Source organism: Desulfuromonas sp. (assembly GCA_002869615.1).
GTDB lineage: Bacteria > Desulfobacterota > Desulfuromonadia > Desulfuromonadales > UBA2294 > BM707.
The window spans coordinates 1-7,801 of record PKUH01000007.1 but is presented as its reverse complement, the minus strand read 5'-3'; the positions used below and the strand labels follow the sequence as shown (position 1 = coordinate 7,801).

The 7,801-nt window shown below is 51.6% G+C and carries 12 protein-coding genes and 1 tRNA gene; 3 read left to right on the top strand and 10 right to left on the bottom strand.

Going from position 1 to position 7,801, the window contains the following annotated elements; translation table 11 throughout:
• Window positions 1–14: 14 nt before the first annotated feature.
• A tRNA-Leu gene (locus C0623_01450) sits at window positions 15–99 on the top strand.
• A 105-nt stretch (window positions 100–204) separates the two neighbouring features.
• On the opposite strand, the gene C0623_01445 is transcribed toward C0623_01450, so the two are convergent.
• The 4 genes from C0623_01445 to C0623_01430 all read right to left on the bottom strand — a co-directional run bounded on the left by C0623_01445 (window position 205) and on the right by C0623_01430 (window position 2,778).
• Window positions 205–513, bottom strand: a complete 309-nt coding sequence (locus C0623_01445) for a hypothetical protein (GenBank protein ID PLY03474.1) — start codon at window positions 511–513, stop codon at window positions 205–207.
• 89 nt (window positions 514–602) lie between these two features.
• Complete coding sequence (locus C0623_01440) at window positions 603–1,259, bottom strand: ABC transporter ATP-binding protein (protein PLY03473.1); 657 nt, start codon at window positions 1,257–1,259, stop codon at window positions 603–605.
• On the bottom strand, window positions 1,256–2,422 hold the full coding sequence (locus tag C0623_01435; GenBank protein ID PLY03472.1) for an ABC transporter permease: 1,167 nt from the start codon (window positions 2,420–2,422) through the stop codon (window positions 1,256–1,258). Before C0623_01435 ends, C0623_01440 begins: the two co-directional genes overlap by 4 nt.
• A complete protein-coding gene (locus C0623_01430) occupies window positions 2,419–2,778 on the bottom strand; it encodes a DNA-binding protein (protein PLY03475.1) in 360 nt (119 codons plus the stop codon). Before C0623_01430 ends, C0623_01435 begins: the two co-directional genes overlap by 4 nt.
• A gap of 665 nt (window positions 2,779–3,443) precedes the next feature.
• Here C0623_01430 and C0623_01425 point away from each other — a divergent pair.
• Entirely contained in the window at window positions 3,444–3,713 is a 270-nt protein-coding gene (locus C0623_01425) for a hypothetical protein (GenBank protein PLY03471.1), read from the top strand.
• Window positions 3,714–3,741: 28 nt separating this feature from the next.
• Window positions 3,742–4,578 (top strand): hypothetical protein, encoded by an 837-nt coding sequence (locus C0623_01420; protein ID PLY03470.1) that lies wholly within the window; start codon window positions 3,742–3,744, stop codon window positions 4,576–4,578.
• Between the two features lie 40 nt (window positions 4,579–4,618).
• On the opposite strand, the gene C0623_01415 is transcribed toward C0623_01420, so the two are convergent.
• From C0623_01415 to C0623_01390, 6 genes are all read right to left on the bottom strand, one after another.
• Window positions 4,619–4,864 carry a hypothetical protein gene (locus C0623_01415; protein ID PLY03469.1) on the bottom strand — a complete coding sequence of 82 codons (246 nt, stop codon included), beginning with the start codon at window positions 4,862–4,864 and terminating at the stop codon, window positions 4,619–4,621.
• Between the two features lie 102 nt (window positions 4,865–4,966).
• Window positions 4,967–5,350: a hypothetical protein gene (locus C0623_01410; GenBank protein ID PLY03468.1), complete on the bottom strand. Its 384-nt coding sequence runs from the start codon at window positions 5,348–5,350 to the stop codon at window positions 4,967–4,969.
• A gap of 275 nt (window positions 5,351–5,625) precedes the next feature.
• Window positions 5,626–6,132: a hypothetical protein gene (locus C0623_01405; GenBank protein PLY03467.1), complete on the bottom strand. Its 507-nt coding sequence runs from the start codon at window positions 6,130–6,132 to the stop codon at window positions 5,626–5,628.
• Between the two features lie 83 nt (window positions 6,133–6,215).
• The gene (locus C0623_01400; GenBank protein ID PLY03466.1) at window positions 6,216–6,725 is read right to left on the bottom strand and encodes a hypothetical protein; all 510 of its coding nucleotides are present in this window, start codon (window positions 6,723–6,725) and stop codon (window positions 6,216–6,218) included.
• A 112-nt stretch (window positions 6,726–6,837) separates the two neighbouring features.
• Window positions 6,838–7,341 (bottom strand): chemotaxis protein CheW, encoded by a 504-nt coding sequence (locus tag C0623_01395; GenBank protein ID PLY03465.1) that lies wholly within the window; start codon window positions 7,339–7,341, stop codon window positions 6,838–6,840.
• A 27-nt stretch (window positions 7,342–7,368) separates the two neighbouring features.
• On the bottom strand, window positions 7,369–7,801 hold a 433-nt coding region (locus C0623_01390), incomplete at its 5' end, for a chemotaxis protein (protein PLY03464.1).

Genomic DNA, 7,801 nt, shown 5'->3' with positions numbered 1-7,801 from the left:
ATTCAGACCTCTTTGCCGAAGTGGTGGAATTGGTAGACACGTCGGTCTCAAAAACCGATGCCTTCGGGCGTGCCGGTTCGATTCCGGCCTTCGGTACCAAATTGAAAAAGGGGTCGGGATATATTCCCGACCCCTTTTTATTTTTAGAAGAGACCGTTTTTGATGAAAAGTAGCTTATCCACTTTTCATCGTTCCCTTCAATTTTCACGTCTTATTTATTGAGATCAAATCTTGATAGACTTTTTCCTCAGCTTTTTCCCTGCAGACCCCAGCTTGCATCAGCTCTTCAAAATACAAGAGAGCTCTCCTCTTCAGATGCGTGAGATGTGCATGCAGAACACCATCATCTTTCAGTTCCTGATATAGTTTCGGTTGTTCTCGCCTGAGATAGTCGATACGAAGTTGCCTGAAATGCTCGTCAATCATCTGGTTCATCTCCTTCGTCATATATCCTGCCAGGGTCTTGTCGGCAGCCAGCCCATAACGCTCCCTCTCCCGATCGGTCAACGTCATCAAAGATTCATCGATATCAGGATACTTGATTGCCAGTTCCTTTTTCTCATCCTTTAACGACCCATGCTCCTTCGCATTGACCCGTGAAATCAGTGATGAACCAGACCGTCCCTGATTTGCACCGTTCTCTGTGCGCGGGCGGCAAGTTCAGTATTGTGAGTGATCATGACCGTTGCCAACCCATTCTGGCTGAGCGAACGGAGCAGCTCGTAGATCTTGTCGCTGTTTTCACTGTCGAGGTTTCCGGTCGGTTCATCCGCCAACAGAATCTCGGGATCGTTAACCAGCCCACGCGCGATAGCGGTCCGCTGCATTTCGCCGCCGCTGAGTTGAGACGGCGCATGGTCCAGTCGATGCTCAAGACCGACCATTTCGGCCAGAGCCAGTATCTTGCTCCGGGATGCCGGCTTTTTGCTGAAGAGCAAGGGCAAGGCGATATTGTCAAAGACGCTGAGGCCCGGGATCAGGTAGAACTGTTGAAAGACAAAGCCGATCTTTTCCCGGCGCAGTCGCACCAGCTCCGACTCCAGCATCCTGGTCGTGCTCACGCCGTCAAACAGCACCTCTCCCCTGGTTGGTTGGTCGAGACAGCCGAGGATATGCAGCAGCGTTGTTTTCCCGGCTCCCGACGGTCCGATAATGGCCAGCAACTCGCCGGCAGAAATGCTGAGATCGATTCCGCGCAAAGCCCGAACCTCTTCAGCTCCTCTATGATAGTTTTTTTCAATCTGCTTTAGTTCAATCATCCTTTTATCGCCTCAACAGGGTTAATTTTCGATGCCTTCAAGGCCGGATAGATCCCGGCACAGAGTCCGATAATAAAAATAAACAAGACACTCCCTGCGGCAACCGCAGGGTCGAAACTGATCAGTTCCCCGGACGGCACAAACGGCATCACCGAGCGGACAAAGGCTTCAATCAGACGCGAACCGAGGATCGACAGGACGATACCGACCAAACCGCCACTGAGCGAAAGGATGGTGGTCTCTTCCAGGATAATCCGGAAGATATCGGGTCGTGAGGCGCCGACAGCGCGCATCATGCCGATCTCCTGGGTCCGCTCAAAAACCGCCATGAGAATGGAATTCATCACCCCGACAGCGCTGATCAATATCGCTATCAAAACAATCGCCAGGCTCAGCGCCCGGGCGGAAGCGGCGAGATTGGAAATGGAGTTCATCACCTCGCCCATGGTCACGATCTGAATGCCCGGTACTGCCGCGGTCAGCGCTTCAGTGATGTCCGCCATGCGCGCCGGGTCCTTTACCTTGACCCCGATAGCCGTTGCTGCTTCCGGGTAATCAAGCAGTTTCTGGGCTGTCTGGATGGGAAGATAGACAAAGGCGTCATCCTGACTGCCGGTGAGGCCGACGATCCCGGCGACCACCAGATCTGTTCCGTCGCTGGAGGCAGTAAACCGATCACCGGGTTGCAGCTTTTCGTGCTGGGCGACCTCGTAGCCAAGCAGGATTTCATTATCCTGCACAGGAATTCTGCCAGTAATCTCCCAGCCCGGTTTGATCGCCGACAGGACCGACATATCGACACCATAGATCAGATCAATTTGACCGCGTTGAGGATCGGGAAGCTGGGCCACCAGGATCGGCGTCGCCAGGTCAATGCCGTCCGTAGCTTCAACATGCTTCATAACGGCGGTATCGAGGAATTTCGGAATAACCGAACCGTGTAGCACCAGAGCCGCAACCTCATGGGCACACCCGGAAGGGACAACCATGAAGTGTAATCCGGTGCGCTCCAGTTCGACCGCCAGCCCCTTGGTAAAACCCTGGTTAAAAGAGAGCACTGAAAACAGAACGCCAACCGAAGCGGCAATCCCGAGCATGGTCAAGGCACTGCGGGTCCGGTGCCGCAGAAGATTCTTGCCGGCAAGTTTCAGGTAGCCGTTCATTTCACTTCAACTCCGGTAGCAATGAGTGCGTAGTTCTGTTTCGACCGGGCCACGGTGCCGCTGGCAACAACCTGCCTGCCCGGCCGCGACGGCAGGGTTAATTGGCTTTTCGCGAGGTCAATATAGATCTGTCCGGTTTCGTCCTGCAGATAGAACCAGCAGCCATTGGACTGGCATTGCGAGACAATTTTGCCCTCGAGGGTGACTTTTTTTCCCATGAGCGCCTGCTTCAAAAAGACATCCCTGACCTGAACCTTCGGTGCGCCAGGATCGACCCCGGAACCGTATTTTTCGCCACTGCAACCGGCAAGGGCCAGGGGAAAGAAGAGAAATGTTATCAGTAAAAGATTTTTCATTTGCGATACCTCAATCAGATGGTTTATGTGATACCCGGGTTCTCTCATCTTGCGACCTGCAATACCTGCCTGAATCCCTCTGAAGGCACTGAGGGCACCAACCATGGCCGCGGCGCAGCCGGTTAGAGAAAGAATCGGATATTCTTAGATTCAACACGCCAGAAATCTATTCACTCCCACGCCCCCTGAGGGCAGCAGGGTGCCGCCCGGAGATCAGTTGTTGTCAATTCAGTTCCGATCTTCGCACTTACAGGTGATCGCCATGTAATGATTGACAGAATCAACCAACGCGGCCAACAGCATCACGGCAAAAGGGCCCGTGCTTTCCTGACGAAAGAGCTCGATGCATTCTGACTGTTATTTTTTACGGAATTGCAGCTGAGGGCTAGCAGACTTCAGGAGGGTAATCGATAAGCTGGACATACTCCGAGGGATAGCCCGGCACCAGGAGCCAGCTAGCCCCCCCGGCGGCAGCAAGGGGCAACCCCTGTCTTTCAAATTCTGAATACAGGATCACATTACAGCATGGGCAGTCGAAGCACTCCCCTTCTTCCCCGCGGGGTTGAGGGCTCTCATCGTTGTCGCAACACTGCACTGATATCTGCTGCCCGGCAAACGCATAGAATGCAGAGACCGCAGATACAAAAAACAAGAGCGCAAGCAGTATGCTCAAGATGGATAGATGTCGTGCCATGCAACGCATTATCGAACCATATATTGAAACGGCAAAAAAGGTAAAGCGTCATAACAACTTCTGCAAACTGTGTATTTGCACAATTTGCAATAAACCCGGGAATATCACACCTGCTTTTTTAATGCCCGGAGGGCCGGCCGATTTTTGCGCTTCGCTTGACAGGTTTCTCCAGATCACCATCCTCCTCAAAATGAAACTTTCGGGTCATGAGCTACGAATGATGGCCTTCGAGGCCCATTAGTCGTCAGATTTTCAATATACTTTTCGCAATGCTTAAACTAGAATCAATCACAAAAAATCAAGCCTGCTCATTTGCGGGAATTGAGGAGTTTACAGTGATTACAAAGTGGGACAGTACGTTTGACATCGGGGTCCCGGAGATTGACGCCGAACATCGCTATTTGTTGTCCCTGGTGAATGACTTTCACAGTGCATATCGCAACAAAACAGTTGAAAGCAAAATAGCCGAGATTCTCAAACATTTGCTTCGGTATGTGGAAGTCCATTTCCGGAACGAAGAATCGCTTATGTCGGCAATTGATTATCCAATGTCCAAACAACACAAGACCCGGCACACGCACCTGGAAAAGACATCAAGGGAGTTGCTGGAACAATACACCGCAGGGAACGTCGACATCACCGATGAGACTATGGATTTCTTGCGGGGATGGCTTTATCACCACATTCTTGAAGAAGACAAGAAAATAGGCGACTACTGTAACGACCATGGCTTTCCTGAAGACTGGGAGTGCCCGCATCCCGATGAGTCGATCAGGCCGGATATCTTTAAGACGTGTACGTTCTGTGGCAAGCAATGGTCTAATTTTGATGCTTTTTTGAAGGACAAAGAGAAGAGTGTTATCGGGTGCCAACCGGACATGCATGACCCGCATTATCATTTGATCATGTTCAATTGTTCATGTCATACGACCCTTGCATTCAGATTGAGTGAGTTAACCGAAGCGTTGTATGCGCCACTGTTAAAAGACGAATCTCTTGAAAACGCTACGCCCCCGGACTATTGCCTGAATCCACACCGGGGACCGAAATGCTCCTCGGCGTGCGCGTGCCGTTACGTTCGAGACCTGGTAACACTTTTGGGATAATATATTGAGGGAAATTTTACCGCCTTTCCTTGAGAATGAATCAGGCGGTCCCTTCTCCTGAAAGAACGATCATTCCCGATTCGATTAACGTTAGACGGATCCCATCTTTCCTTTTGCGCAATTCATTCAGCAAAAAGGCTGCATCCGTTTCCGATATCTCCTGTTCCAGGTCAAGAAATGTCGCCGGATTCAATGCAAGCATCTCCTCGGCCATCCGTTCAGCTTCGACAGCCGGCCTGCCGGTGATCTCACAGATGATTGTTACGATAACATCCTTGTTTTTCATCGCTAGCCATTTCAACCGGTTCGATTAAGAACGACCAGATTTTGTCAGCAGTCTCTCTCGGCTTACTATTGCCTGACAATGGTGCCACCTGAATAGTGTATCTCAGTTTCCAAGAGACTCCAGCCACTCTTCAAGATCAGCGAACAGGACCGGTTTTTCGAAAACATAACAACCAAGCTCTTCGGCTCTCTCTGCTTCCGCGGCACGTAAACCACCCGACATGATCGCCATGCATTTGCCGCCGCATTGGCAGCGCCCGTCCGACAAACGTTTTGCGATATAATCAAGGCCGCGTTCACCGGGCAAATTATGATCGAGCAAAAACAACACCGACTCCTCAGCAGAGCGACAATCACCATCGATATCCGGTTCCTGAAACTCGCTCAGGGACGGGTACGCGAACACCTCAAAACCGAACTCTTCCAGGAACATTGAAAGGGTTTCACGCAAGGACTCCTCGTCTTCAATCAGGTAGATTTTTTTCATTCAGCTTACGGAAGGCTTCCAGATAATGATCCATTAATTTCATCGGCGTTGCCCCGTCGGTTCTCGTCACGGATGATGAGCACACCACCGTAGTCGGTTCCATCATCATTTATCAGGGGGGATGCGCTCATGCTGACAAACTGGCTGCTGCCATCCGCTCCATGGCATTGAAGCCGGTAAATTTCGCCGTCAAATCTGGACCTGATGATATCACAAAATCTGGAAAAAATGGGATACTGCATATTGGGCAACTGATCGAGGCGGCAACCAACGACCTAATCATCGAGGCCAAGCAGTGTTCGGGCCGACTTATTGACTGCGACAACGCGCAGATCGTTGTCGGTCATAACGATTCCTTCGGTTGCACACCGGAACAGCCCTTCCAGTCGCATCCGGAAGGTCTCTTTTTCACAAAGCAGCCGTTTATGTTCCAGGGCCTTGGCGGCAACCTGAAGGAGGATCAGCTGGGTCACCGGCTTGCAGATATAGTCAAAGGCCCCGTAGCGCAAGGATTCAGCGGCCGAGGCAATCTCCGGTGAGCCGGTAATCATGACAACCGGACACAGTAGCCGGCGCGACTGAACCTCATGCAACAATGACAATCCGTTGTCCCGGCCGAGGTAGATATCGAGAAATATCAGGTCGTATGAATCATCGAGAAGCTGCAGGCCTGCGGCAAGGGTTTCAACCGCGTCAACTTCGTAACCTTCGTTTTCGAGAAAGGTTTTAAAAGTAAAACGGATACTCTCTTCATCATCGGCTATCAGGATTTTGCTGGCCAAACCAAAACTCCCATCCGACTAATAACTGCAGTTAACATTATCGGGCCATAGCTCTACTCGGAAAATCATGACAAAAAAAGTGATCAAAATGGTTCGACTTCGTCAATCTGGACGAATACGACATCATCTATCTTTTCCGTTGAAATCAGGAATCTTACGGTCTGATCCCCGCTTTCTTTGGCAAGATCAAGAATAGCCGGAACGCGTCTGGACGGGAACCCGGTCAGTGCGGTCTTTTCGACTTCACGCCTGATGACACAACTCTGACAGTGCACTGCCGCGCCGCAGCCTTCGGGATCGGCGGCATAGACGCAATCGATAAACTCCCCACCCAACAACCCTGTTACCTGGTCGAGTTCCTTGCCGACAATATTGCAGGCCGGGCTGTTAGCATAAACAACCCGTCTTTGGTCATCGACGAGGACCAGTGGCGTTGTAACAGTTTCAAGAAATTCATCGAGAGATTTCAGGTGGTGCTGGTGATTTTCACGAAGACATTCGAGACAAATTCCGTGACTGATCCGTACCTCATCAACGGCATCCGCTACCGTGCCGAGTTCAGATTTGCAATATGTACAGACACGCTTGATCATACGTCTTCTCCGAACGGTTCAGACCTTCATGCAAATGTATCGCTTAGCAAAAAAATCGGTGCCGGAAAAAGATGAGGAGGGTATCCCGGCACCGACAAGGCAACATATCCGTTCATGCGACCTCTTCATCAGTTTTCGACATACCCTTTGCCAGTTCCAGTTCGTCAACTGTAAAGACCTTGTCGATATCAAGGATGATGACAAACTCGTCATTGCAGTTGCCCATCCCACGGATGAATTCGGTGTTGAGCTTCGTCCCGAGTCGCGGCGGCGGCTCGATCTGTCCGGTGCTAATCTCGAGAACCTCCTGCACCGAATCGGCCTGGGCACCGATGACAACGGCATCGCCATCAACGGCGATCTCCAGCACAATGATACAGGTATCCACCGTTCGGTCTCTCTTTTCCAGGCCAAATTTGAGACGCATATCGATCACCGGCACAACACTGCCGCGCAGGTTGATTACCCCGAGCATGTACTCCGGCGTTTGCGGAACCTTGGTGATATTGATACTATCGAGAACCTCGCGCGCCTTGGCAACATCTACGGCAAAGGTTTCATCCCCGAGCATGAACGTCAGGTATTGATGAGTCATATCTACTGCGGCTTCAGTCATTTTCATTCTCCTTGTTGATGGCAACAATCAATACTGTTCAAAATCCTGATCGAGGGTATCGGCCCGGCCGGAGCTGGCATTCTTTGTGCCCGGAGCAATTCCGATGGAACCGTTGCCACTGCCGTTGCCTTTACCTGCCGATGACGGCATCGCCAGCTGGGCTTTCTTCAGGTTGGCCTGGTGATCTTCGGCGGTCAGGTGCTTGCGCGCCGCGATCTGCCGACGGGCGTTGCCGACATTGAAGAAGGAGATCATCTCGCCAAGCTGTTCCGACTGGCTGGAGAGCTCTTCGGCGGTTGAGGCCATCTCTTCGGAGGCCGAGGCATTCTGCTGAATAACCGTATCGAGCTGCTGAATTGCGCTGTTGATCTGCTCGGCTCCGGCGTCCTGCTCGCGGCTGGCCGCGGCAATCTCCTGCACCAGCTCAGCGGTCTTCTGGATCCCCGGTACGATCTTCTCC